We start from the raw sequence: 23,438 nt of genomic DNA on the forward strand, positions 1-23,438 counted from the left end.
TACGCAACCGAAGCCGTGCTCCTCGGACTCTGGACTCGTAGTGCACAGCGATTCCTACGGTGAGGAGCCGGACATGACCCCGTGCAGCAGCGAGAGTCTCAGTTCTTGCGCGTTCGTCGACCCCTATGCCGTACAGCCGCAGGACAGCGCGTGGACGGTGGCGGCCAGGACCCGCGACGACCTCGATGCCCTGCTGCCGACGCCCCGTCCCGCTCACCGGATCGGCTACACCCTCGATCCACGGGACGAGCGGCGCCTGGCGCTGCACGCGACGCTCACCGCCGCCGGTGTCCCGCCGATGCCCGAGGACCGTGCCGCCATCGACCAGATCAGCGCGCTGCCCGCGGACGTCAACGACGTGCTTCAGCGCTGGCTGCACCACACCGCGTAGGCAGGTCTCACCCGCCGAGCCTTCCGGCGCGCCCGGCGGCGGGGGCTTCGGGGGTGTCGCGCGGCAGGTCGTACACGGCCCAGTCGGTCAGCGTGCGATAGCCGAGGCGCTGGTAGAGGGCGTTGCTTGCGGGGTTGGACCGGTCCGCGAACAGCACCACGTCCTTCGCTCCCGCGGCGAGTGCCGCGCGGCTCACCTGCGTCGTCACGGCGGCCGCGTATCCGTGCCCGCGCAGACCGGCCGGGGTGTAGACGATGTCCACCTGGATCTGGCCACCGATGAGGGGGTTCATGCCCGCGATGGAGACGGGGGTGCCGTCCGGGGTCTCCCAGAGGGTGTAGCGCTTGTCGGCGAAGCGGGTGCCGGCCCAGGTGCCGGCGCTGATGGACACCTCTTCGCCGACGGCCGCGGCGAACTCGCCGCACCAGAACATCGTCTGTTCGAGGTCCCGTTCGCCCAGGACGCGGCCGCGGCCCGCCGGCATCGGCTCCGGTGGGGTGAGTGTCTCGAGGCGGTACAGACGCAGCCGTGTGTCGCGCGGTCTCGGGGTCGCGCCGGTGTGCCGCTGCCAGGCCTCGGCGAAGACGGCGGCCGTGACGTGGTCCGCGCTGACGCTGGGAACGGAGTCCCCGAGGGCGGTCAGACGGGCGGCGAGAGCGTCCGCCTGCTCGGGGGTGAGCGGAGAGAGGCCGAATCCGCGGGGCGCGAGGCGGTAGAAGGTGGCGTGGACCTCGCCCCCGCGCTCCAGCACACCGAAGAGGGGCGCCCCGGAGCCGAACGCGCTCGCCCCACGGCTGCGTACCCTCTCGGCCCAGGTGAGCTGCATGATGTGGCGTCCGGGCCGCCCGCGCAGGAAGTCTCCGGCGCGGGCGAGGAAGTCGTCGACGTCATCGGTGAGGTGCCAGTCATCGGGTCGCATGGTTCATGATCCCAGTGCCGCGTGTACGCCGGAAAGCCTTCGGTGGCGGCGGACGCGGGGACCGGCGGGTCGTCGGACGCCGTCGTCAGACGGCTTCCTCGACGGGGTGTTCCTCGACGGGGTGTTCCTCCGCGGGGTGTTCCTCCACAGTGCGGGAGTCGGTGAGGCTCAGCGCGCCGCCGGCCGCGATCAGTCCGACGACGACCGCGAGCAGGCCGTACGTGATCCGTTCGCCGTGGAAGAACGACGCGACGAGGTCGCCGCTCCAGGTGCCGGCGGGGAGCTGTGTGGTGACCAGCAGGGCGATCAGGGTGCCGACCACAGCGGTACCGACGCTGGAACCGACCTCCTGGGCGGTGTCGTTGAGGGCGGCACCGATGGAGGTGCGGTTGGCCGGCATCGCGCCGACGAGCGCGACCGCGCAGATCGTCATCACGGTGCGCAGTCCCACGGTCATGACCACCATGCAGACGGCGATGGCGGCGTAGCCGTGGCCGACCGCCCAGGACAGACCCGCCAGCGAGCCGGCCAGGCAGGCCGCGCCCACCAGGCAGGCGATGCGGTGGCCGAACCTGCGCCCGAGCCATTCGGACAGGGGCGTCGCGGCGAGCATCGTCACGATGATCGGCAGATTGGCCAGGCCGGCCCGCACCGGGCTCCATCCGTAGGCGTACTGGAAATGGAGGATCAGCCCGAACATCACGCTGGCCATCGCGATCGAGGTCCCGATCTGCGCGATGGCGGCGCCGCGGACGGTGCCGTTGGAGAAGAGCCGCAGATCCAGCATGGGGGCCGCGCTGCGACGCTCGTGCCACACGAACGCGACCGCGGCCGCGACGGCGCCCACGATCGAGGCGAGGGTGGTCGTGGAGAGCCAGCCGTGCTCGACACCGCTGGTCAGCGAGTAGCAGGCGAGACCGATGGCGGTGACGCTCAGGGCGGCACCCGGCAGGTCGAGAGCGTCGTGGGTCAGGTCCTCCGGCCGGTCGGCGGGGACGCCGAGCCGGACGCCGACGCAGGCGAACAGCGCGATCGGGGCGTTGACGACCAGCAGCCATTCCCATCCCACATGGGCCAGCGCGGTGCCACCGAGCAGCGGTCCGAGGACGAAGCCGGACATGCCGACGACGATCATCACCGTCATGGCGCGCATCCGCAGGGCCGCGTCGTCGAACAGGCGGAAGACCAGGGAGTTCGTGATCGGGGCCATGGCCGCGGCGGCGATGCCGAGGACGGCCCGCAGGGCTATGAGCTCGCCCGCCGTGGTGACGAGGACGACGCACAGGCTCAGTGAGCCGAACGCGGTGAGTCCGATGAGCAGGACCCGACGGCGGCCGAAGCGGTCGGCCAGCGAGCCTGCGGTGAGCAACAGGCCGCCGAAGGTCAGCGAGTACGCGCCGGTGACCCATTGCAGCGCGGTCGTCCCGCCGCCCAGGTCGCGGCCGATGGTGGGCAGCGCGATCGACAGCAGCGTGTTGTCGACCATCTCGACGAAGAAGGCCAGGCAGAGGGCTGCCAGGGGAATCCACGCCGCGCGTAGGGACGGGTAGGTGCGGGACGGAGGGTGAAGCGTGGCGGTGGTCATGGCAGTCCTTCCGGTCGAACATCGTTCGTCTATCGAACAGTGTACGGCTATCGAACGGCGTACGATGCGCTACGATAGAACAACGTTCGATACGACGCAAGAGTGATGGGATGGAAGCCATGGCACGCCTGCCGAACCGTGCGACCGGGACCCGTCCGCCGAGCCGTGCGACCGAGGGGCGCCGACGGGCTTCGCACTCGATGGAGTCGGTGCTCACCGAGGCGGTGGCCCTGCTCGACGAGGCCGGGGCGCCGGCGCTGACCTTCCGGGCGCTCGCGCAGCGGCTCGGCGGTGGCGTCGCCAGCATCTACTGGTACGTGGCGAGCAAGGAGGAGCTGCTCGACCGTGCCACCGACCATGTGGTGGGCGCCGTACTGGCCGACATCGAGGCCCTTCCCCGCAGCGACGACCCGATCGACGACCTGCGCGCGATGGCCGTGACGCTGTTCGACGCGATCGTGGACCGGCCCTGGCTCGGCGCCTACTTCATGCGCAACACCGACGTCCAGGGCAACTCCCTGCGCCTGTACGAGAAGCTCGGCCAGCAGACCCTCCGCCTGGATCTCACCGCGCACCAGCGGTTCCACGCGGTGTCCGCGATCGTCGGGGTCGTGGTCGGCTCCGCCGTCGACATGGGGCAGGAGCCGCCCCAGGAGATCCTGGACGGCGCCGTGAACCGCGAGGAGTTCCTCGGCCGCTTCGCCGAGGCCTGGCGGGAGCTCGACCCCGAGGAGTTTCCGTTCGTGCACGAGATCGTCGACGAGTTCGACGGCCACGACGACGCCGACCAGTTCCGCTCGGCGCTGGAGCTGACGCTGACGGGTCTGCGTCTCCAGGCCGGCGCCTGACGCGACACCGGTCGCCGGTGATCCCCCGGGCCCGCCGAGACGTGCGGGTCCGGCCGCCCGGGCCGTCCCGGTTATCCTGCCTCGTTCCGAACAGGCCAGGAGGTCCCGCACCATGAGCAGCACCATGTCGTCGTTCCCCGAGCGGATCGAGCTCTCGGGGGAGGGCCTCGTCCTTCGCGACTGGACGGAGGGGGACCTGCCGGCGATGCCGGAGCTGTTCGACCACCCCGACGTCGCGTACTGGACACCGATCGTCTCCCCCTTCGACGAGGCCGCCGCCCGCGCGCGCCTGGACCGGGACCGGCAACTGCGCGCGGAGGGCACGGCCGTCCTGCTCGCGATCACGGTCGACGGCGGGGCACCGCTCGGCGAGGTGATGCTGCGCCGGGCCCCCGAGGGAACGGAGATCGGCTACGCGGTCGGCCCGGCCCACCGCGGCCAGGGTCTGGCCGTCCGGGCGGTACGGGTGATGGCCGCGTACGCCTTCGAGCGGCTGGCCGCGGAGCGGGTGATCCTGGAGCTGGAGGCCGAGAACGCCGCCAGCGTCGCCGTGGCCACCAAGGCGGGCTTCGCACTGCTCGACGTCCCGCCGATCACGGGCGAGGAGAAGGGCCGCCCCTTCGTCCTCCAGACGTGGGGCCTGGACCGCCCCTGATCCACGCCCCCCTGATTCACCCCCCCTGATCCACCCCCCTGATCCGGACCATGCGAACCGTCCGGAGATCCGGATCACCGAAGCTCTCCGCGGCGGAGCGCACTGCCCGCAGGCGCATATCCGATGGCGCCCGGTCGCCGGAAACGCGAGCATGAACGGCCGCCGTCCCCGCGCACGGGGTGGCGGCCTTCGACATGTGCGCGCTCCTTGGAGGAACCCTGTATGACCGTACTGCCGCAGGTCCGACGTGTGCTCGGCGACGGGCCCTTCGCCGAGACGGGACTGCCCGGTCTGGCCGTCGTCGACGGTCGTTCGCGCAGGATCGCCGTGGCCGGTGACGTGGGCCGACTGCAATGGAGCGGCAGCGGGACGGCGGACTCGCGCTGGACGGGCGACCGGATCGGCGTCTACGACCGCGACACTCTGCGCTGCGAGCACCTGGTGCGGTCGAGGTACCCGGTGCACTGCTCCGCCTTCCACCCCGCGCTTCCGCTCCTGGCCGTCGGCACGGGGTGCTACGACGGGGGCTACGCGTTCGAGGGCGAACTCCTCCTGCTGCACCTGGACACCGGCACCGTGGTGTCGGCGCTGCGGTACGCGCGGGAGGTGCTGAGCGTCGAATGGCGCGGTCCGACGCGGCTGCGTCTGGTGCTGGCACCGTCCGACGACTGGGAGAACGACGACGCGCACGAGCAGGGGCACGAGGTCGTGGTCTCCCGTGACGACTGGAGAGCGGTGGGGCCGAGGGACATCGAACCGGAGGAGCTCGCGGCGCCCGTGCGGCCGGCCGCACGGCCGGATCACCGGGCCGAGACGTGCCGTCTGCTCGCGGACCTCGCCGCCGGGATCGGCCGAAGGTGGTCGCCCCGGCGACGGGTGTGGGCCGTCGAGGGCCGGAAGGACGGCCGTGTACTGGCTGCCCTGGACGGGGTCCTCGCGGAGTCGTGGTCGCCGTCGGGGGAACGCGACTGGGTGGTGGAGGACGACGAGGGCGGACGCCAGCTGGTCCCCGCCTCCGACGGGGCCTCGGTATGGACCAACGGCGACCGCCGCATGCGTCGAGGCGACGACGGAGGCTGGGAGCGCCCCGCACCCCGGATCGCGCGCGTGGCGGTCGACACCGGGCAGGTGCTGGAGACGGTGAGCCTGGCGGAGTCCGCGGTTCTGGTCGCCGGTGGCGGCAAGGTGCTGGTGAGACCGTCGGACCACACGCACCGTCGTGGCGAACGGCTCACGATGTTCGGCCTCGCCGATCCGGCGGAGGCCCGGGCGGGCGACGGCTCCGAGGCGCGCAATCACCGTCTCCCGGAGGCCGACGCCTTCGAACCATCAGCCCATCCGTTCCAGGAAGTCGGCGGCTTCGACCTGTTCAACCACCCGTTCCCGGTCGGCCGAGCGAGCCGTCCGTACGTCCTGGTGGGCACACGGCCGGACGCGCCGCACAAGGACAAATGGATCGTGGCCCTGGGCGCGGACGGCGCGACCCGGCGGCTCTTCCCGCTCTCCTGGGCACCCCAGGAGCACCACTTCGGCGGCCCGGCGGCCGAGATCGGGCAGAGCCTGGTGCACGCGGGGGCGGTCCATGACGGAGCCGGGCTCCAGCCCGGTGGCGCCTATGTCGTACGGCGCTCCCTCGACGGCGCGGTGACGTGGCAGCACCGCACCGATCATCCGGCCACCGCGCTCGACGTCGACGAGGACACGGTCTACGTCGCGTACAACTCGGGTGCCCTGACCGCGCTGGACGCCGACGACGGCACGGTCCGGTGGCACACCGAACTCGCGATCGACGGGACGCCGACCACGGCACTGTCCCTGGCGGTGGCGCCGAACGGGAACCTGCTCATCGGGACCGTCGACGGCCGGATTCTGGAGTGCGCGGTCCGGTCCTGCTCGGAGACGGCGCCCGCCGGAAGCTGAGACCCGAGCGCAAGGAACGCAAGGGATGCAAAGAGTCGACGGATTCTTGCAGGATCTCTACTGAAGGACGAAAAGAGTTGTCCGACGTCTTGTCGGGGTGTCTCGGGGCGCCCTAATGTCCCGGTACGCAGCGGCACGGCTCCCTGACCGCCGTGCCGCCGCGCACCGAGGTGCCCTCGGTGTCCTTCGCTTCGAGAGAGACGAGAACCCGATGGCGCGGTACTCCATCCACGCGGCTGCGGAGCGGGTCCGGGGCCGTGCGCGAAGGCCGGTCCGGGCGGTCGCGGTGGTGGCCGCGGCCGCCGCAGGACTCGTGCTCGGGCTCGGGGCCCCGGCCCCGGCCGACTCGGGGCACGGCGGCCGCGAGGGCGCCCCCGCGGTGACCCGGGCCGGGCTCGATCCCGGCCTCGTCACGGGGCGCGGCGCCGCCGTGGACTTCGTGGAGCAGGAGGCGGAGAGCGCGGCGACGAACGGCACCGTCATCGGCCCCGACCGCACCGCCTACACCCTGCCCTCGGAGGCCTCCGGCCGCGCGGCGGTACGCCTGAATCCGGGCCAGTACGTCGAGTTCACCCTGCCGCGCGCGGCCGACGCGCTCACCGTGCGCTACAGCGTCCCCGACGCCCCGCGGGGCGGTGGCATCACCGCGCCCCTCGATGTCACCGTGGACGGCGGACACCGCACCACGATGACGCTCACCTCGCGGTACTCCTGGCTCTACAACCAGTACCCGTTCAGCAACGACCCCCAGGGCGACCTGCTGCACCCCGACTGGTGGATCACCGAATGCGGCTGCGTCCCGGCCGCCACCACCCCGGCGCCCGCGATCGACAAGCCGTTCAGGCCCAGCCACTTCTACGACGAGCAGCGCCTGCGGCTCGGCAAGAAGTACGCGGCGGGCGAGACCGTACGTCTCACCGCACCCAGGAACACCACCGCGGCCTGGACCGTGATCGACCTGCTCGACACGCAAGTCGTCGGTGCCCCGCACGTCGAGAAGCACGCGGTGGACGTCATCGCGTTCGGGGCCGATCCCACCGGCCGCCGTGACGCGGGCGACGCCTTCGACCGGGCCATCGCCTCCGCGAGGAAGCGGCACCTCAAGGTCTACGTGCCGCCGGGCACGTACCAGGTGAACCGCCACATCGTCGTGGACGACGTCACGATCGTCGGGGCCGGCAGCTGGTACACGATCGTCAAGGGCCACCAGGTCACCCTCGGCGCCCCCGCCCCCGACGGCTCGGTCCACACCGGGGTGGGCTTCTACGGCAAGGACGCGGCCGACGGCGGCAGCCACGACGTCCACCTCTCCGGCTTCACCGTCGAGGGCGACGTACGCGAACGCGTCGACACCGACCAGGTCAACGCCATCGGCGGTGCGCTCGACGACTCGACGATCGACGGCCTCTACCTCCACCACACCAAGGTCGGCATGTGGTTCGACGGCCCCATGAGCCGCCTGCGGGTCACCCGCACCATGATCGCCGACCAGATCGCCGACGGCATCAACTTCCATACCGGCGTGAGCGATTCGAGCGTCTCGGACACCTTCGTCCGCAACATTGGCGACGACGGCCTGGCCATGTGGTCGGAGAAGACCGGCGACGCGCGTGACGTCTTCGCCCACAACACCGTGCAGAGCCCCGTCCTCGCCAACGGCATCGCCCTGTACGGCGGCACCGACAACACGGTCACCGGCAACCTCGTAGCCGACCCCGTCCGAGAGGGCAGCGCCATCCAGGTCGGATCGCGCTTCGGAGCCGAGCCGTTCACCGGACAGCTGCGGATCACGGACAACACCACGGTCCGCTCGGGGCCGTTCGAGCTCAACTGGAAGATCGGCCTCGGCGCCATCTGGTTCTACGCCCTGGAGCGGGACATCGACGCCGACATCCAGGTCACCGGCGACCACTTCCTCGACAGCACCTACAACGCGATCATGCTCGTCTCCGACTTCCCGGTGAAGGACAAGTACGTGATCCGCGGCGTCCGCTTCAAGGACATCCGGGTGGACGGCACCGGCACCTCCGTCCTCAGCGCCCGCTCCGCGGGATCGGCGTCCTTCGAGAACGTGGACGCCCGCGACGTCGGCGCGGTCGGCGTCAACAACTGCGGCTCCTTCAACTTCCCCGCCTCCGGATCGGAGTTCTCGGTGAACGACCTCGGCGGCAACGACGGCGGCGGCACGACCGGGCCCTGGCTGGCGTCCTGGGAGCTGCCGAACACCATCACCTGCGACGACCGGCCCCCGGTGGTACCGCCACCGGCCCCGGCGCCCTGGTGAGGAACGTCTCCCACCGACGGACACGCACAGGCGGCGGCCGATCCCCATCGGCCGCCGCCGCGGTGTGCGCCGTACGAGCCCCTGCCCGAGCCTCCGCCCCCGGCCGGTGGCGCGCGGCCCGTGGCGCGTTTGGGTGCCGGTCCCTGCCCGGGCGGATGTGTGTCCCCAGCAGCTATCCTTGCTCACCGGCCGGGGTCGACCACCGCAGCCAGAGGCACCGGGCCCGACCCGGTGCCGCACATCGTGGGGCGATCTTGGAATGGATGCCTTCGCGTCATTGCTGCACTCCGTGCGCGGACGCGTCCGCACCGCCCCGCTCCTGGTCTCCGGCCCGTTGTCTTCGAAAGGTTCTCCCGCACCATGCCCTTGGCTCTGCTGGCCCTGGCTGTCGTCGCGTTCGGCATCGGCACCACCGAGTTCGCCACGATGGGGCTGCTGCCCCAGATCGCCGACGGAATCGGTGTGTCCGTACCGCACGCCGGCAACGTCGTGTCGGCGTACGCGCTCGGTGTCGTCGTCGGCGCCCCGCTGCTGACGGGCATATGCGCGCGTGTCCCGCACAAGCGGCTGCTGCTCCTGCTGACCGGCCTGTTCGTGATCGGCAACACGGCGTCGGCCTTCGCCCCCGACTTCGGCACGCTCTTCGCCGCCCGCTTCCTCGCGGGTCTGCCGCACGGCGCGCTGTTCGGCGTCGGCGCCGTCGTCGCCTCGCGGCTGGTCACCCCCGACCGGGCCGCACGCGCCGTCTCGAAGATGTTCCTCGGACTCACCATCGCCAACATCGTCGGCGTCCCGGCCGCCACGGCCCTCGGACAGCATGTGGGCTGGCGCTCCGCCTACGGCGCCGTCGCGGTCATCGGCCTCGTCGCCATGGCCGCGCTCGCCGCCTTCGTCCCGCACCAGCCGCGCGGGGAGCAGTCCGGTGTCCGGCACGAGCTGCGGGCCATGGGCAACAAGCAGGTCGTCATCGGTCTGGCCACGGCCGTCGTGGGCTTCGGCGGATTCTTCGCCGTGTACAGCTACCTCGTACCCATGCTCACGCACGTGACCGGCCTCTCCGGCACCTCGACCACCTGGGTCCTCGCGCTCTACGGCGTCGGCATGACCCTCGGCACCCTGATCGCCGGACCGCTCACCGACCGCGCGCTGCGCCCGACGATGTACTGGGGGCTCGTCCTGCTGGCCGCGGCCCTGGTCACCTTCTACTTCGCGGTCCACAGCACCGTGCCCGCCCTGCTGACGATCACCTTCATCGGCGCGATGGGCTCCCTCATCACCACGCCGATCCAGATGCTGCTCATGGCCAAGGCCAAGAACGCCCCGACGATGGCGGCGGCCTCCAACCACTCGGCCTTCAACCTGGCCAACGCGGGCGGCGCCTGGCTCGGCGGCCTGGTCATCTCGGCCGGCTGGGGCTGGGCCTCGCCCAACCTGGTCGGCGCGGCGCTCGCCGTCGCCGGCCTGGGCCTCGCCTTCACCGGCGGTGTCATGGACCGGGGAAGCCGGCGCTCCGAAGTGATCACGCAGGCCTCGCCGGTGGCCGAGCCGCAGACAGCGGCCCGTACCGCGGACTGACCGGGCCACGGGAGAGCGGCGCGCACCGACAGGCCGGGGAACCTACTCGGGTCTGCCGGCGCCCTCCACCGCCGGGCCGGCGGACTGCGAGGGCCCGGCAGGTTCCGTGACACCTGCGGGACCCGTCGTACCGGCGTCGCCCACGAGCGGGCCGGCGGGGCGCGCGGGTCCTGCCATCCCGCACGGCGCGCATCCGGACGCAGCCCGCGGACGCAGCGGTACGCCGTTGTCGCGCAGGACGTCACGGAGGTCGAGGATCAGCGGGAACACCTCGTGGTTGTGGTCCCCGCCCTGCTCGTCCCAGGCACGCTGTTCGGCCTCGACCGCCGTACGGTCCTGGGCGAAGACCCGCTCGGTGAAACGGCGGATGAGCGGCCAGGCCACATGCAGTGCCCCGGGCACCGAGGGCTTCGCGATCGTGAGCAGACCGTAGGCGTGATTGACCCGCTGCTCCGCGTCCTCGGGCACGTAGGCGGCCCAGAGGGAGAACACCGGCAGGTCGCTGCCCTCGGGGACGTCCCGAAGCGTCTGGTACGGGTACTCGGTGCGGATCGTGATGACGTCGGGCCGGTCCGCGCCCCCGAACCCCTCCGCTGACAGCAGTCCCGCGCCCCGGTCCTTGCGCCCTCCGGCCGGGACGAAGAGATAGCGGGCCTCCACATGCCGTGGCCCGGCGTCGTACCCCAGCAGTTCCGGCCTGATCCTGCCGAGCACGCTGCGGTGCAGGAACTGGTGGTTCATGTCGAGCAGGTTCTCGTGCATGAACGAGTAGTGGCACCGCACGCTCCGGGAGAACGTCATGGTCCGGTGGGCGGCCGAGTGGTACTCGGGCAGGAACGGGAACGGCGCGTCCTCGGCGAGCGCCGGGTCACCGGGGAACACGAACACCAGGCCGTAGGCCTCGCGGACCGGATACGAGCGCACCCCGCGCGGCGGCCGCTCACAGCCCTTGGGCAGATACGGGATCTGCGAGATGCGCCCGTCGCCCCGGTAGGCCCACGCGTGATAGCAGCACCGCAGGATGTCGCCCTCGACCACTCCCATGCTCAGCGGCACCTGCCGATGCGCGCAACGGTCCTCCAGCGCGTGCACGGCACCGCTGCGCCCCCGGTACAGCACGATCCGCTCACCCGCGAAGACGGCCGCGAACGTACGGTTGCGCCGTACCTTGCGCGAGGTCGCCACCGGATACCAGTGATCGGGGGAGATGCCCACCCGGCGGAGGTCGGAGACCGCGTCGGGCCGGGTCGCCGGACGGCTGTCGGAGTGGCGCGGCACCGGGTCCTCCGGGCGGGAGGCGGAGTGCTGGTCAGGTCCGGGGCGGTCGTGCCGGGCCTCGGTCATGAGCGGTGCTCCCTTGCCCTCGGGGTGCGGGTCCGCGTCGTACGGGCGGGGAGACCGCGCGGCCGGGCTCCACCTTCCAACCGTCACCGCGAGCACGACGCCCGTCAACCGCGGGAGTGCGTTGGTGTGACCGCGCCGGGTCCGGCCGGAGGCCGCCGGCCGTCGTGGCCCGCGACGGCCGGGACGCGTACCGCGAGCAGGGCGATGTCGTCCCTGGCGTCGGGGCCGGCGATCCGGTCCGCGATCTCGCTCAGCAGGGTGTCGAGGGAACGGCCCGCATGAGCTGCCAGCAGGCGGCCGGCCGCGTCGATGGCCCGGTCCATGTCCCGTGCGCGGTGCTCGACCAGCCCGTCGGTGTACAGCAGCAGCAGACTGCCGGGCGTCAGGAGCAACCGGTCCTCGCCCCGCGGCGGTGCGTCCAGCCCGGGGACGAGCATGATGTCGTGCCGGGTGAGCCGCTCGACGGACCCGTCGGGCCGTACGACGAGCGGGGGCGGGTGTCCGGCGTTCGTCCAGGTCAGTTCCCAGCTGCCCGCCCCGGCCGCGGGGCAGGGACGCAGATGAGCGTGGACGAGGGTGCCGCTGGCGTCGAGACGCAGGGCGGCGTTGGCGTGCTCCAGCGCGCTGACCGCCCGGGCCGGACCCTCGCCGGCGTGGTCGAGATCCGCCTGGCGGAGCATGCTGCGGACCTGGCCCATGAGGGTGGCCGCCGTCATGTCGTGGCCGGTGACGTCCCCGACGGACAGGGCCAGTACGGCCGGGGAGGCCGCGTCCTCCCCGCCCTCGGCCGCGGTGGGCAGCAGATAGGCGTCGTACCAGTCGCCCCCGACCAGATCCGTCCGCGCGGCGGCCCGGTAGAGCGCCGCGAGATCCAGATGCGGCACCGAGGGGACCTCGGTGAGCAGGGCCTCCTGCATCGCCCGGGCCGCGTCGACACGGTTGTCCACGAACAGAGCCCGTTCCACCGCCCGCGCCGTGTACCCGGCCAACGAGGCGAGCACCGCCTGCTCCACGATGTCGATCTCGTGCCCGTGGTCCCAGCCCAGTACCAGCGTGCCCAGCGGGAGAACCGTGCCCGGCAGGGGTACGCACACCGCGGTCCGCAGTCCCAGAGCCTTGAACGTCTCGACCGCCTCGGGCGCGTAGTCGCGCTCCAGCTGCGCCGTGTCCGTGATGGTGATCGTCCGGTTCTCCCGGGCCGCCCGCGCGGTCGGCCATGCGGCATCCAGGGTGTAGGTCTCGTAGGTGCGCTCCATCGGTGTACTGCCCATCACGTCGACCATGCGCCGCAGCCGCTTGGTGGTGCCTCCCTCGACGAGCACCAGCCCTACGTACGCGGGCTTGAGATCGCTGCTGACCAGGTCCCGCACCTGCTCACGGACATCGGCCAGGCCCGTGGTGTCGGCCAGCGCGTCCGCGGCCCGCAGCAGCAACCGGGAACGCTCCAGCGCCGCGCGGTGCAGCCGGGTGACGTCCTCCGTCTCGGCCCGTGCCCTCGCCTCATCGGCGCGGGCCCGGTCGCGGTGGCGCGAGACGATCCGCAGCCGCAGTTCCGCGTCGCACGCCGCTGCCAGGCCGTCGAGGAGGTACAGCTCACGCGCGGTCCACTCCCGCGGACGGGTGTCGATCGCGCACAGCGCCCCCAGCACGTGCCCGGCCCCGTCGGTGAGCGGCATTCCCACGTAGGCGATGACGCCGAGGTCACGGAGGGCAGGGTTCGCACTGGTCAGGGGGTCCTGGCGGGTGTCGGTCAGAACCAGCGGCCGGCCGGCGGCCACGACGAGTCGGCCCAGCGAGCGGGTCGACGGCGTCCGCCGGGTACGGGCCCACGGCTCGGCGAGCCCCGCCATGCCCGGGAACACCTCGCCCGCGGACTCCACCAGTGACACCAGCGCCATGGGCACACCGATCACCTCGGCCACGAGCCGGGCGAACCGGTCCATCCCCGCGTCCGCCGAGTCCGCCAGCCCCGTATCCCGCAGAGCCGACAGCCGGCCCCCGGACACGACCTCAGCCGGCTCTTGCGCCCTCGCCACAGTTCGCTCCCGAAGCGCTCTCGCAGACCTCAAACAATTGACGTACGGCAACGATGGGCCTGCTGCTCCCGGTATGTCCCCTTCCCCTGGCCGGGAGGGGGAACCGCCGCCGGGACCTTCCAGTATCGCCGTCGGCGCCGGTCACCGGGGACCGTTCCACGCCGTGCCCCCCTCAGAACCGTCCCCGTGCGAACACGCCGTCCGGGTCGAGAGCGCGGCCGATCCGCTCGGGGAGAACGCCGTGGGGGCGGGTGAGCGGGTGATCGATGTCGGGGCGGTAGGGCTGATGACCTTACGGTGAACGCCCGGTGGAGCCGGTCGAGCGTGCGGTGGGCGTCGCTGACGGAACGCGCGTCGCGCGGGGGGAAACCGAGGGTGACGACATGGTCGATCGTGTCCGTGTCGAGCACGTTCATGGTGACGCCGGGCGCCCCCGTGCCGCCCTCCAGCGCGGCGGCGACCAGCTCGGCGGCCCGCGCGACGACGGACCCGCGGAACGGGATGACCGGAAGGAACATCAGCAGGCCCCGGGCGGTGTCCAGACAGCGGGCGCAGCACCCCGTCTTGCGCTGGAAGAGGGTGTCGTCGGGGTCCGGCAGACCCGCGTAGGCACGGTGTACGTGCTCGTCGGCGGTGTGCCGGGGCGCAGGCGCGAAAGGTGAGTCGCGCCCGCCGACCCTTTCGGCGACCAGCCGGGCCCGCGCGGCCACCAGGCCGGCGTCGCCGGTGAGGCAGATGTGCGCGAGACAGCGGTCCTGGACCCCGTAGGTCCGGGCGGCCACGGGGTTGTAGATCTTGGTCGTGGCGGGGATCAGGCGCTGGGCCGTCCAGGAGCGCACGACGTCGACAGCGGCCGGGAGTTCGGCCTCGGCGAAGGTCAGCGGCAGAACGCGTACCTCCTCCGGCCGGGGCAGCAGACGGACGACGGCGGCCGTGACCACGGCCATCGCGGACTGGGTGAAGACGTGGTTGAGGGAGGGGCCCCGGCCGTGCGGCTGGACGGTGCCGGAGTGTTCGTCCGGCCACCAGCAGCAGCGCGTGAACGTGCCGCCCGCGAGCACGAGTTCGAGCCCGGCCAGATCCTCCGCGCGGCTCCGGTGCAGTCCGACGCCCCGTTCCATGACGTTGCCGAGGGCACTGGTGTGCTGCGAGGCGCCGGTGAGGTTGAGCATCCGCTCCGTCCCGGCGAGCCGTCCGGCCAGCTCGCCCTGGATTACCCCGGGTTCGACCACGGCGTAGCCCGCCCGGAGATCGATCGCGCGGACGCGGTCGAGCCGTGAGAGGTCGAGCACGGTGGCGCCGTCCTCCACCGGACTGCCCGAGCCCAGACCCCAGTTGAAGCCGGTGCTCACCGGATGCAGCGGGGAGTGCGCACCGCTCGCCGCTCATGGATGTCGCTGCCTGCGGGGCGCGATCCCTCGGCGGGCGCACCTCGATCGAGTCGGTCGTCGCACCAGGCCGGCAGTGCGGTTCGGGCCGCCGCGGCGGCCGGTCCGTCCTGGAGTGCGGTGGTGTACAGGCCCGGGGGCAAACCTTCCTGCAAGAAGATGAGTTGCTCACCGACGCGGGCGGTGGTGGCGGGCAGCTCCGTGGGCAACGGCAGGGTCAGAACGGTGTGGCTGCCGGACACGGCGTCGTTCGTCACAAGAGGGTTCTGGGAGGCGATGTTCACCCTGTCGTCGTTCACCGCACAGGCTCTGGCCGGCGCCCACGACTTCACCACGCACCGCCGACTGCTCGATGTGGGCGGCAGCACGGGGGCGTTCCCCGTCGGACTGTGCCGTCGCCATCCCCACCTCGGCGCGACCGTCCTCGATCTGCCGCACATCACGGCGATGACCCGTGACAAGGTCGCAGCCCTCGGACCGGGCGGACGCGATCGGCACCCACGACGGCGACTTCCTGTCCGAGGAGCCGCTGCCTTCGGGGCACGACGTGATCCTGCTCAGCATGATCCTGCACGACCGGGACGAGGCGACCGGGCGCCGGCTGCTGGAGAAGTGCCACGTGGCGCTGCCCGACGGCGGCGCGGTGATCATCTGCGAACTCGTCCTCGACGACGACGAGACCGGCCCCGCCCCGGCGGCGCTGATGGGGCTCAACATGCTCGTCGAGACGCGTTCGGGCCACAACTACATCTACGGCGAGTACCGGCGGTGGCTCACCGACGCGGGCTTCACCGACATCTCGGTGACGCCACTGGACGCCGCCGGGGCGAACGCGGCGCTCATCGCGCGCAGGGCGGGTGCGTCGGAGAGGGCGCCTGGATAGGCTCGGCCGCGTCCGAGAGATCGTCGAAGCCCTGGTCCTGGGCACGGAGGAGCCGTCCATGCGCACCCCGGAACCGTGCCGGGACACACGGCTCGCCGCATACGGGCGGGTGTCCACGCGGCTGTCCCTGCTGAGCGACCGCGAGCTCGGCCGGACCGTGGCCGACGCCGCACCGCTCGGGTCCGGCATCGGCGGCAGATCGGCGGAACTGGACGTCGACGGCACGCGGGTGTTCGTCAAGAAGGTCCCGCTGACAGACATCGAACTGCGCCCCGGGAACAGGCGGTCGACGGCGAACCTCTTCGGGCTGCCGATGTTCTACCAGTACGGAGTGGGCTCGGCCGGGTTCGGGGCCTGGCGCGAGCTGGCCGCGCACGTCATGACCACCAACTGGGTGCTCGGCGACGAGTACGAGGGCTTTCCGCTGATGTACCACTGGCGCGTCCTGCCCGACTCGCCTCCCGAGGGGTTCACCGACGCGCTCGGCGGCATCGAGGGGGCGGTCGAGCACTGGGAGGGTTCATCGGCCGTGCGCGAGCGGCTGGACGCCATCGGCCGGTCCTCGACCGCTCTGGTGCTCTTCCTGGAGCACATCCCGGGGACACTCGCCGACTGGCTGCACGACGGGCGGGCCATCGCGCCGGAAGACGGCGGAGGGTCGGCGTACCTCTGGGCGGAGGAGGCGCTGGCGCGCGGCACGGCCTTCATGAGCTCACGCGGATTCGTCCATTTCGACGCCCACTTCGCCAACATCCTGACCGACGGCCGGCAGGTGTACTTCGCGGACTTCGGGCTCGCGCTGAGTTCCGGCTTCGAACTGACGTCGTCCGAGCGGGACTTCCTCGCCGGCCACCGTCTCTACGACCGCTGCCTGACCGCCCGTCATCTGCTGCGCCATCATCTGCCCGCGGGTCCACGTGGTGACGAGGAGTACGCGCTCTTCCTGCGCGAGTGGATCGCCGGGCGCCGTCCCGACGGCGTACCGGACGGTGTCGCCGCGATCATCGACCGGAACTCCCGGGCCGCCGCGACCATGGGCGAGTTCGCGCGGCGCCTGCTCACGGAGAGCAAGCGAACGCCGTACCCGGCAGCGGAGTTCGAGAGGGCCTGGGGCGCCGCAACGGCCGTGGCGAGTCCTTGAGTCCGCACGTCGAGGGATTCCTTCGAGAGCCAACTCGGCCGTGAGCGGGACCGCTTGGTGGAGCGGCCCCGCCAAATCCCCTGCCGCGAGGGCGTCGTGAGACTCGGTCCGCCGGGCTCGGACTCTGTGGTTCAGCCTGTCTGCCGGGCTCGGGCTCTGCGGCTCAGCCTGTGGAGTCGGTCCCGGCCGCGGACGCCGTCACCTGCCGATGACGTCGTACGGCACCCACGACCAGGTCGACGACCAGGAACCCGGCGAGCGGCAAGCCGAAGAGCGGGAGCGCCCACCCGAGTGCGACGACGGCCGCGACTCCGGCCGCCAGGGCCCCGTAGGGAATTCCTCGCCAGGCACCCCGGGCCGGCGGCGTGCCGAGAAGGGCGCGGCGGTCGGCTCGGGTCGGGCGCCGCTGCCACCACATGCGATAGCCCCAGACGGTCATGCAGATCAGACCGATGGCCAGGACGGCCAGCAGGATCTGGTTGACCAGGCCGAACAGCGTGCCCATATGGGCGTTGATGCCCCAGCGTGTCAGCTTGGCCAGGACCGGCCAGTCCGCGAAGTCCACCCGGTCGACCACCTTGTCGGTGGAGGCGTCGACGGCGACGCTGTCGCGGCCGACCGGCCACAGATTCCGGGTCTGCGACACGGTCCAGGCGGCCGTGCTCTCCTGCGGAACACCGATGGCCACGGGGCCCGACAGGCCGTCGCGCCGGGCCGCGTCGAGGACCCCGTCGATGGCCCTGGGGTCCACGCCCCGCCCGGCGTGGGAGCCGGTCGCGTCGCCGTGGTGATGGCCGCCCTGTCCCTCGGCGGCCGCGCCGGGCAGCACGGTGGACACCCCGGGCGTACCGGAACGCAGCGCTTCCAGTGCTTCACCGAAGTGATCGCCCGCGAAACGGGACCAGGTCAGGCCGGTCGCGGAGAGGGCCAGCAGGCCGATCGCGAGCCACACGCCCGTCGCCGCGTGCCAGCCGCGTGTGCGGCGGACGCCCTTCCCGGCGGTGAGGTCGGGCAGCAGCAGGCGCCGTGCGGTCCGGTTGCGGCGCTGGCGGCGCCACCACAGGACCAGGCCGCCGAGGACGAGGACCCACAGCCAACTCGCCGCTATCTCCGAGTAGAAGCGGCCGGTCGTGCCCAGGTGCAGGTTGCGGTGCAGGTCGTCCAGCCATGTCTTCAGCGGCGTCGATCCGTACCAGGTGGTCAGCTGTCCGGTGACCTTGCCCGTGTACGGGTCGACGTAGACGGTGTGCGCCCGCTCGCCCAGTTCGGGCAGCGCGAAGTCCACCTGTGTCGTCGACTCCCGGCTTCCGGGACGAACGGCGACCAGCGTGCCCTCGGGGTGACTGGCCCGCGCGGCCTCGACCTGTTCGGCCAGGGACCGGGAGGCGTCGGCCTGGTGCGCGACGCCGAGCTCCTTCTCGTAGACGAGCGAGTCGAGTTGAGGGGTGAAGGTGTAGAGCAGGCCGGTCACCGCCGCCACGAGCAGGAACGGTGCCACCAGAACTCCGGCGTAGAAGTGCAGTCGTGCCAGCAACGGGCCGAACCCTGTGGGCCGTTGAGGCGGTCTGGGTGTCCTGGGTGTCCTGCCCGGGGTGTCCGCGCCCCCGGCTGTGTCGCTGCCCTGCGGTAGGGCGGTGACCTCCTCGCCCGGGGCGGGCAGGTCGGGGGCATCGGAGTTGACGGACATCGGTCCCACCTCGTTCTGTGTCGGCTGCGCCGGGCGCCGCTCCCCGGGCCCGGCGGGGCACGCCTGGGCGACGACCGGGTCACGGCGTCCGTCGCACGGCCCGTTGCGGGCCGTGCGGTGAAGCAGTCGGACGGGTGAGCCATCCGGTTCCCGTGGTGATCCGAAAAGTGTGAACGGGGCCGACCGGGGGGCGGTGATCAAGGGCTCGCGGGAAGGGGTGATGCAGGGCCCTCCGGAAGGGGTGCTGAAGTCAGCCGGGCGCCGTCACGCTCCACAACCGGTCGCCACCCATGAGTCACGATGTCCCGATATGTGTTTATTGCACCCGAGGTCGGGGACCCGAAGGACAGTGCTTCGGACAAAAGGCACGTCCGTGAGAGCGTTCGCTCCAGTACGCGGAGTGTCCGAAACGTGTACGCCCCCATGGTGTTCTGTCCAGTCGGCGAGCCCTGAGGGAGCTGTCCGCACATGACCTGCACTGCCACCACGCAGCACCGTCGACATGACGACGCCCCCGACACCGACGCCGCCTTCTCGCACCTGTCAGGACTCCCCGACGGGCCCGAGCGTCAGGTTCTGCGCGAGGAGATCGTGGGGGCCTGGATGCCGATGGCCGAGCGCATCGCCGGAAAGTACCGGGGCAGGGGGGAATCAGTCGAGGACCTGGCGCAGGTCGCCGCCCTGGGCCTGGTGAAGTCCGTGGACCGGTACGACCCCGGCCGGGGCAACGCCTTCGAGAGCTACGCGGTGCCGACCATCGTCGGTGAGATCAAGCGACACTTCCGCGACCACATGTGGGCCGTGCACGTGCCGCGCCGGGTCCAGGAGGCGCGTAACAGGGTCCGGGGTGCCTTGAAGGACCTGGCGCCGGCCAACTCCGACCGGCACCCCTGTGTCGCCGAGATAGCCGAGTACGCGCGGCTCAGCGAGGACGACGTACGCGTGGGCCTGGAAGCCCTGGACAGCTTCGCGACCCTGTCGCTGGACGCCCGGCTCTCCGACGGCGACGACGGATACTCCCTGGCCGAGGCGCTGGGCGAGCCCGACTCCGGGTTCGACCTCGTCGTGGACCGCGAGGCGCTCAAGCCCGCCCTGGCCAGGCTGCCCGAGCGCGAGCGGACGATCCTGTACCTCCGGTTCTTCCGTGACATGACACAAAGCTGCATCGCGGAGGAGCTGGGAGTCTCCCAGATGCATGTCTCACGCCTGCTGAGCGGCTGCTGTGCCGCGCTGCGGGAGGAGATGCTGACGGACAGGGACGACGACTGGGACCCGGACCCGGACCGCTCTTCCTATTCCGCAGGCCAGGCTCCCACCGACCGCCGGTAGGCCACGTGCCCGCCCAGTGCGCCGGTGACGCCGACCGCCGCCAGGCCGGCCAGTGACCAGAGCCTCCCCTTCGCCCGGTGATGGCGGAGCCGTGCCGTGAGGGACGCGGCGAAGAAGGCCACGGCGGCCGCGTTCGTGACGGCGTGAGCCAGTCCGACGCGCGCCTGCTCGGGCGGCAGGTCCGCCCAGTCGACCCACCCGCTGATGGCCGCCGGTGCGACCCCGGCCAGCCCCACGGCCGTCAGGGTCGTCGCCGCGCGCTGTCCCGCCGGCATGAAGTCCATGACGGCGGCCGACAGCCAGCAGCCGATCGGGACCTGCACCAGGACGGGATGCACCGGATGGCCCAGCGGCCGGCCGCGCAGCAGATCGCGGGCCGCACCCAGTGGCAGCGAGCGGATTCCCCGCTGGAGCATCCGGATCACGGGGTCCGCCGCCGTCGACTGCTCGACGCGGGCCAGACCTGACAGCCATCGGGCCGAAGCGGCGCTGGACGCGAAAGTCGTCCGCGTGTCCGGCGCATCGCCGGAATCGTATTCGCTCATGCCCAACGCCTACCCGGCGAGAAGGCACTCCCGCACCCGCCGGTCGTGTGGTGCGGCAAGCCGCCGGCCAAGGTGTTCACCCTGTTACGCGGCCGACGGCTGCCCTGCCTCGGCTCAGCAGGAGAGGTTGGCTCCCGGGGTGACGCCGAGGATCGAGGTGAACCGCTGGTAGGCGTCGACGCGGCTCTGGACCTGTGCGGGGTTCCTGCCGTCGCACTCCAGCGAGCCGTTGATGCTGCGGATGGTCTGGCCGAATCCGGCGCTGTTGACCATCGCGTTGTGCGGGGTCATGGAGCCCGGGCCCGACTGCGTGTTCCAGTACCAGAGGCCGGTCTTCCAGGCCACGGCGGAATCGGTCTGGACGAGGTTGGGGTTGCCCAGCAGATCGATGCCGAGCGCGTCGCCGGCGGCCTTGTAGTTGAAGTTCCAGCTGAGCTGGATCGGCCCGCGCCCGTAGTACGCGGACTGGCCGGCCGGACAGCCGTAGGGCTGGCTCCAGTCGCAGTAGTGCGAGTAGTTGGCGGTGTTCTGCTCCACCACGTAGACCAGACCGCCGGTCTCGTGGTTGACGTTCGCGAGGAACGCCGCCGCCTCCTGCTTCTTGACGGTGTCGCTGCCGGTGTTGGCGAAACCGGGGAACGAACTCAGCGCGGCCTTCAGGCCGTTGTACGTGTAGAAGGAGTTCCGGCTCGGGAACATCTGGTTGAACTGGGCCTCGCTCACGACGAAGCCGTCGGAGGGGTTGGTCGAGCCGCCGTCGCAGGAGTACGGGTCCCAGAACCAGGTGCTGATGGTGGGGTCGTACCCCGGGTTGTCGTGCTCGGCGATGTAGGCCTTTCCGTCCGTGTACCGGACGATGTTCCCGGTGACGTAGGACCGGCCGGGCACCCAGTCCGGGTAGCTCGCGCAGGATCCGCCGGGCGGGTTCGTCGGGCCGCTGTCGCAGGCGTAGGGGTCCCAGTACCAGGTGCTGATGGTGGGGTCGTAGCCGGGGTTGTCGTGCTCGGCGATGTAGGTCTTGCCGTCGGTGTACCGGACGATGTTGCCGGTGGCGTAGGACTGGCCGGCCACCCAGCTCGGGTAGCTCGCGCAGGAGGCGGCGGAGGCGTTCGTGGCCGGCAGCAGTACGGGTGCGGTGGTTCCTATCAGCAGCGCGACCAGCACGGAAGACACACGGCGTTGTGACAAGGGATCAGTCCTTCACGGAACAGGTCGCGACGAAGGCGAGGCGAAGCCTTTGTGCGCACGCCGACAAGGGCGGAGCGATGCACTCCGGGGCGACCGTGGGGGGTGTGGAGCCACACTCAACCGCCTTGGTCTGTACCAGTCAAGGTGTAGACCAATCCGAGTTGCCGACATTGGCGAAAAGGCACCGCGCTCCACGAGCCGCCCAACACGCCTGTCTGTCCGCCCAGTTGGCTCCCGTGCGAGTTCATCGCGTGCCGAGTCGTGCGGCTCAGCGAGCCCCGAGGTTCCCGAACCGCGCCAGACAGTGCCAGACCTTCTTGAGGTCCTGTGTCTCGTACCGGCCCGTGCGGGCTGCGTCTCCGATGATCCTGGGGGTGAGCAGGGAGTCCACGGCGATCTCGGTTCCCAGGTCCACGTACTCCCGGCCTCGATAGTGAGGATGGCGCCGCAGTTCGGCCACGTCGAGGCGGAAGCCGGGGTGCCACTCGACGGGGCACGGCAGACGCCTCGCCGCCTCGTGAACCTCGGTCCCGCGATAGCTGGGGTCCAGTACCAGCGCCTCCATGTCACGATCGAGCCGGACGGGTCCGTGGATCTGTGCCTCGATGTGGCCGTCGAGGGCGTCGGCGTCCGCCGCCTCGGCGAGAGCGACCAGCGAACAGCGGTCGGCGACACCGAAGTCGGACGGTTCGGCGGAACTGTCCGGGTAGCAGAACGTCGCCCGTGCGAGCGACTCGGAGGTGAGCCTGAAGTGCGAGGAACCGAACCGCGGAGCACCGCCGGTAAGATCGCGGCGGTAGTTCAACGCACCGTAGACGGGGCGTAGTTCAGGCTCGGCGTCGTCGTAGGCTCCGGCGAAGATGCGGCTCTCCCAGCGCCGGCGATCCCCGCCCGGGTGGGCGGTCAGCCCACCGTTGCTCGTGCCTGTCACGAACTGGGACCGGTAGACGCCGTCGGTGGCCATCCGGACCAGGACGGGGCGGTTTCCCGCGCTTCGGTCGGGATGAAAGTGCATCGTCACCCGCAGGTCGGGCGGGAGCGGGTATCCCCTGGAGGAAGCCGCGACATGCCGCATCGCCCTCTGCGTGACCGGAACGGCTGTATCGGTGGACATGCGTGGAGTCTGCACGGGCCACGGTCGTCCGTGCGCGCGGATTTCGCCTGCCGCTGTACCCCGCCGTCATGCAGGCAGCCCGAGGCCGGCGCCCTCAGGTGCTGGGGTGCGGTGCCGGCGAGGGGGAGGTGAAGGCGCGTTCCAGGAGGGTGTGGAGCGTGTCACGTTCCGTGTCGGTGAGTCTGTCCAGGCCGGCGCGGGTGGTGTCCATCTTTCCGCGGATCACCTCGATGACGCGTTCGCCCTCGGTGGTCAGGACGACGTTCTTGACGCGCCGGTCGGTGGGGCTCGGCTCCCGGCGGACCAGGTCGCGCTTCTCCAGCCGGTCGATGATCCCCGTCATGTTGGAGGCGTCGCAGGTCAGGATGGTGGCGAGGGCGCGCATCGCGGCCGGGCCCCGGCGCAGCACATTGAGCGTCTTGCCCTGGCTGGCGGTGAGGTTCTCGCTCGCCGCGGCCGCCGTGAAGTCGCCGTAGTAGGCCCCCAGCGACACCGACAGGAGCTCCATGAGCTGGTCCGTGTCCACACCGCTGGTTCCTGTCATGTGACCCACCCTACGCCAGGAAGTTTGACCATCTCAAATATTCACGGCTACGGTCAGATCAT

Annotated in this window: 20 protein-coding genes and 1 pseudogene; 10 read left to right on the forward strand and 11 right to left on the reverse strand. The window is 71.4% G+C overall.

Going from position 1 to position 23,438, the window contains the following annotated elements; translation table 11 throughout:
- Positions 1-73: 73 nt before the first annotated feature.
- Complete coding sequence (locus ACZ4AA_RS16845) at positions 74-391, forward strand: hypothetical protein (RefSeq protein WP_467601895.1); 318 nt, start codon at positions 74-76, stop codon at positions 389-391.
- Between the two features lie 7 nt (positions 392-398).
- Here the strand turns inward: ACZ4AA_RS16845 and ACZ4AA_RS16850 are convergent, their stop codons facing one another.
- Together ACZ4AA_RS16850 and ACZ4AA_RS16855 are read right to left on the reverse strand one after the other, a co-directional pair.
- Complete coding sequence (locus tag ACZ4AA_RS16850; RefSeq protein ID WP_467601898.1) at positions 399-1,310, reverse strand: GNAT family N-acetyltransferase; 912 nt, start codon at positions 1,308-1,310, stop codon at positions 399-401.
- An 85-nt stretch (positions 1,311-1,395) separates the two neighbouring features.
- Positions 1,396-2,895 carry an MFS transporter gene (locus ACZ4AA_RS16855; RefSeq protein WP_467601901.1) on the reverse strand — a complete coding sequence of 500 codons (1,500 nt, stop codon included), beginning with the start codon at positions 2,893-2,895 and terminating at the stop codon, positions 1,396-1,398.
- Between the two features lie 200 nt (positions 2,896-3,095).
- Here ACZ4AA_RS16855 and ACZ4AA_RS16860 point away from each other — a divergent pair, with 200 nt between their 5' ends.
- From ACZ4AA_RS16860 to ACZ4AA_RS16880, 5 genes are all read left to right on the forward strand, one after another.
- Positions 3,096-3,743 carry a TetR/AcrR family transcriptional regulator gene (locus ACZ4AA_RS16860; protein ID WP_467602480.1) on the forward strand — a complete coding sequence of 216 codons (648 nt, stop codon included), beginning with the start codon at positions 3,096-3,098 and terminating at the stop codon, positions 3,741-3,743.
- A gap of 112 nt (positions 3,744-3,855) precedes the next feature.
- Positions 3,856-4,398: a GNAT family N-acetyltransferase gene (locus ACZ4AA_RS16865; protein WP_467601904.1), complete on the forward strand. Its 543-nt coding sequence runs from the start codon at positions 3,856-3,858 to the stop codon at positions 4,396-4,398.
- A gap of 222 nt (positions 4,399-4,620) precedes the next feature.
- On the forward strand, positions 4,621-6,318 hold the full coding sequence (locus tag ACZ4AA_RS16870; RefSeq protein WP_467601907.1) for an outer membrane protein assembly factor BamB family protein: 1,698 nt from the start codon (positions 4,621-4,623) through the stop codon (positions 6,316-6,318).
- Between the two features lie 211 nt (positions 6,319-6,529).
- Positions 6,530-8,602 carry a glycosyl hydrolase family 28-related protein gene (locus ACZ4AA_RS16875; RefSeq protein WP_467601910.1) on the forward strand — a complete coding sequence of 691 codons (2,073 nt, stop codon included), beginning with the start codon at positions 6,530-6,532 and terminating at the stop codon, positions 8,600-8,602.
- 360 nt (positions 8,603-8,962) lie between these two features.
- A complete protein-coding gene (locus ACZ4AA_RS16880; protein ID WP_467601913.1) occupies positions 8,963-10,177 on the forward strand; it encodes an MFS transporter in 1,215 nt (404 codons plus the stop codon).
- A gap of 42 nt (positions 10,178-10,219) precedes the next feature.
- Here ACZ4AA_RS16880 and ACZ4AA_RS16885 read toward each other — a convergent pair whose 3' ends face one another.
- The 4 genes from ACZ4AA_RS16885 to ACZ4AA_RS16900 form a co-directional block, all read right to left on the reverse strand.
- Positions 10,220-11,521 carry a Rieske 2Fe-2S domain-containing protein gene (locus tag ACZ4AA_RS16885; protein ID WP_467601916.1) on the reverse strand — a complete coding sequence of 434 codons (1,302 nt, stop codon included), beginning with the start codon at positions 11,519-11,521 and terminating at the stop codon, positions 10,220-10,222.
- 104 nt (positions 11,522-11,625) lie between these two features.
- A complete protein-coding gene (locus tag ACZ4AA_RS16890) occupies positions 11,626-13,557 on the reverse strand; it encodes a SpoIIE family protein phosphatase (protein ID WP_467601919.1) in 1,932 nt (643 codons plus the stop codon).
- Between the two features lie 29 nt (positions 13,558-13,586).
- Positions 13,587-14,909: an FAD-binding oxidoreductase gene (locus ACZ4AA_RS16895; protein ID WP_467601922.1), complete on the reverse strand. Its 1,323-nt coding sequence runs from the start codon at positions 14,907-14,909 to the stop codon at positions 13,587-13,589.
- On the reverse strand, positions 14,906-15,244 hold the full coding sequence (locus ACZ4AA_RS16900) for a hypothetical protein (protein ID WP_467601925.1): 339 nt from the start codon (positions 15,242-15,244) through the stop codon (positions 14,906-14,908). The genes ACZ4AA_RS16895 and ACZ4AA_RS16900 overlap by 4 nt, the downstream gene beginning before the upstream one ends.
- Between ACZ4AA_RS16900 and ACZ4AA_RS16905 the strand changes: the two are divergent.
- The 3 genes and pseudogenes from ACZ4AA_RS16905 to ACZ4AA_RS16915 form a co-directional block, all read left to right on the forward strand.
- Positions 15,222-15,347, forward strand: a pseudogene (locus ACZ4AA_RS16905) (methyltransferase); the annotation flags it as partial. The gene ACZ4AA_RS16900 and the pseudogene ACZ4AA_RS16905 sit on opposite strands and share 23 nt — an antisense overlap.
- 52 nt (positions 15,348-15,399) lie before the next feature.
- Entirely contained in the window at positions 15,400-15,828 is a 429-nt protein-coding gene (locus tag ACZ4AA_RS16910; RefSeq protein WP_467601928.1) for a methyltransferase, read from the forward strand.
- A 58-nt stretch (positions 15,829-15,886) separates the two neighbouring features.
- Positions 15,887-16,969, forward strand: coding sequence for a protein kinase family protein (locus ACZ4AA_RS16915; protein WP_467601931.1), 1,083 nt, complete (start codon positions 15,887-15,889; stop codon positions 16,967-16,969).
- A gap of 163 nt (positions 16,970-17,132) precedes the next feature.
- Here the strand turns inward: ACZ4AA_RS16915 and ACZ4AA_RS16920 are convergent, their stop codons facing one another.
- Positions 17,133-18,656 (reverse strand): PepSY-associated TM helix domain-containing protein, encoded by a 1,524-nt coding sequence (locus ACZ4AA_RS16920; RefSeq protein WP_467601934.1) that lies wholly within the window; start codon positions 18,654-18,656, stop codon positions 17,133-17,135.
- Positions 18,657-19,124: 468 nt separating this feature from the next.
- Here ACZ4AA_RS16920 and ACZ4AA_RS16925 point away from each other — a divergent pair, with 468 nt between their 5' ends.
- Positions 19,125-19,985, forward strand: coding sequence for an RNA polymerase sigma factor SigF (locus tag ACZ4AA_RS16925; protein ID WP_467601937.1), 861 nt, complete (start codon positions 19,125-19,127; stop codon positions 19,983-19,985).
- Here the strand turns inward: ACZ4AA_RS16925 and ACZ4AA_RS16930 are convergent.
- The 4 genes from ACZ4AA_RS16930 to ACZ4AA_RS16945 form a co-directional block, all read right to left on the reverse strand.
- A complete protein-coding gene (locus ACZ4AA_RS16930; protein ID WP_467601940.1) occupies positions 19,949-20,530 on the reverse strand; it encodes a DUF2231 domain-containing protein in 582 nt (193 codons plus the stop codon). The genes ACZ4AA_RS16925 and ACZ4AA_RS16930 overlap by 37 nt on opposite strands.
- A 114-nt stretch (positions 20,531-20,644) precedes the next feature.
- The gene (locus tag ACZ4AA_RS16935) at positions 20,645-21,718 is read right to left on the reverse strand and encodes a glycoside hydrolase family 19 protein (protein ID WP_467601943.1); all 1,074 of its coding nucleotides are present in this window, start codon (positions 21,716-21,718) and stop codon (positions 20,645-20,647) included.
- A 268-nt stretch (positions 21,719-21,986) separates the two neighbouring features.
- Entirely contained in the window at positions 21,987-22,832 is an 846-nt protein-coding gene (locus ACZ4AA_RS16940) for a DUF3626 domain-containing protein (RefSeq protein WP_467601946.1), read from the reverse strand.
- A gap of 94 nt (positions 22,833-22,926) precedes the next feature.
- Positions 22,927-23,376 (reverse strand): MarR family winged helix-turn-helix transcriptional regulator, encoded by a 450-nt coding sequence (locus ACZ4AA_RS16945; RefSeq protein ID WP_467601949.1) that lies wholly within the window; start codon positions 23,374-23,376, stop codon positions 22,927-22,929.
- Positions 23,377-23,438 lie beyond the last annotated feature (62 nt).

Source organism: Streptomyces sp. NPDC024698, from assembly GCF_055559015.1.